Source organism: Georgenia daeguensis (assembly GCF_039537705.1).
Classification (GTDB): Bacteria; Actinomycetota; Actinomycetes; order Actinomycetales; family Actinomycetaceae; genus Georgenia; species Georgenia daeguensis.
Genome location: NZ_BAABBA010000070.1, coordinates 1 through 1,654 on the forward strand (window position 1 = coordinate 1; position 1,654 = coordinate 1,654).

Genomic DNA, 1,654 nt, shown 5'->3' on the forward strand with positions numbered 1-1,654 from the left:
AGCCTGGATCCACCGGTGGTGGGGGCGGGTCGTGAGCGACGGGTGCCGCTCTGACCTGGGACGATGGGACTGCTGAAGGTTCCAAGTCGCCAGTTAGAAGGGCACCCGTCAGGTGCGAGTCTCCCACAGCATTCCCGCTGATTTCGATGACCCTAATCTCGTGTCGGCAGCGGGTTTGGTCCCGGTGCTCGCCTTGGCCGAGAAGGCCGGTTTGTACGGCCTGGTTGATGAGCACGTCACGGTGTCTGGGGATGCGGGCGCGAACGCGGTGCACAAGGTCCCGGCGCTGATCGCGGGGATGGTCGCCGGCGTGAAGAGCATCGATGGGATGAAGCTGCTGCGCCATGGCGGGATGGGCAAGATCTTCACCGGGCTGCGGGCCCCGTCCACGCTGGGCACCCACCTGCGTGCCTACACCTTCGGGCATGTGCGTCAGCTCGACGCGGTGGCCTCCCGGCTGCTGATCGCCCTGGCCCAGCTGGTCCCGGGCCTGCTCGCCGGCGGGGATGAGGTCGCCTACCTCGACATCGACGACACCATGCGGCAAACGCACGGGTACCACAAGCAGGGGGTGGCCTACGGGTACAACCGGGTCAAGGGCCTGAACGCCCAGCTCGCGACCGTCTCGACCCCCACGGCGGTGCCGGTGATCACCGCGACCCGGCTGCGGCGCGGGAACGTCACCTCCTCCCACGGCGCCGCGAAGCTGATCGCCGAGGCGATCACCACCGCCCGCCGGGCCGGGGTCACCGGGCGGATCACGGTGCGGGCCGACAGCGCGTACTACAACCACGACACCATCGCCGCCGCACAGAAGGCCGGGGCGAGGTTCTCGGTCACCGCGCGGCTGGACAAGGCCGTCACTGCCGCGATCAGCCGGATCAGTGAGGACGCCTGGACGGCGATCAAGTACCCCAACGCGATCTTCGATGAGGACGAGCAGCGGTGGGTCTCCGACGCCGAGGTCGCCGAGATCGGCTACACCGCGTTCACCTCCCGGAAGAAGGCCGAGCACGTCACCGCCCGGCTGATCGTGCGGCGGGTCAAGCGGCTGGGCGCCAAGTCGGTCCCAGCCGGGCAGGACGAGCTCTTCGCCGCCTATCGCTACCACGCCGTCTTCACCGACACGCCCCTGGCGACCCTCGAGGCCGAGGCCTCCCACCGCGACCACGCGATCGTCGAGCAGGTCATCGCCGATCTGAAGGACGGCGCGCTCGCTCATCTACCCTCAGGCGTTTTCACCGCCAACGCTGCCTGGACCGTGCTGGCCGCGATGGCGTTCAACCTCACCCGCGCCGCCGGCGCCCTGGCCTCCACCCGCCACGCCCGCGCCCGCACGGGCACGATCCGCACCGAGCTGATCAACATCGCCGCCCGGATCGCCACCCGAGCCCGGCGCCCACGCCTGCACCTACCCGATTGCTGGCCCTGGCAGGACGCCTTCACTGCCCTGCACCACACGGTCTTCCCCGCCCGGGCCACCTCACCACCACCAGCCGCAGCGGCCTGACCATCCCGCCCCCAGGGCACGACCGAGGAACCCGAAGTGGAAAAGCCGGGCAGACCGGCGAGTCCTCCATGCCCGCACACGAAATGCTTCACGCCGAACGACTCAGAATGACCGACGAAAGCCGACCGGTGGATCGAGGCTGAG

Annotated in this window: 1 protein-coding gene; it reads left to right on the plus strand. The window is 69.3% G+C overall.

The window, feature by feature from the left end; genetic code table 11:
* The first annotated feature begins 112 nt into the window (after positions 1-112).
* On the plus strand, positions 113-1,510 hold the full coding sequence (locus ABD774_RS21430; protein WP_345045794.1) for an IS1380 family transposase: 1,398 nt from the start codon (positions 113-115) through the stop codon (positions 1,508-1,510).
* Positions 1,511-1,654: the final 144 nt, after the last annotated feature.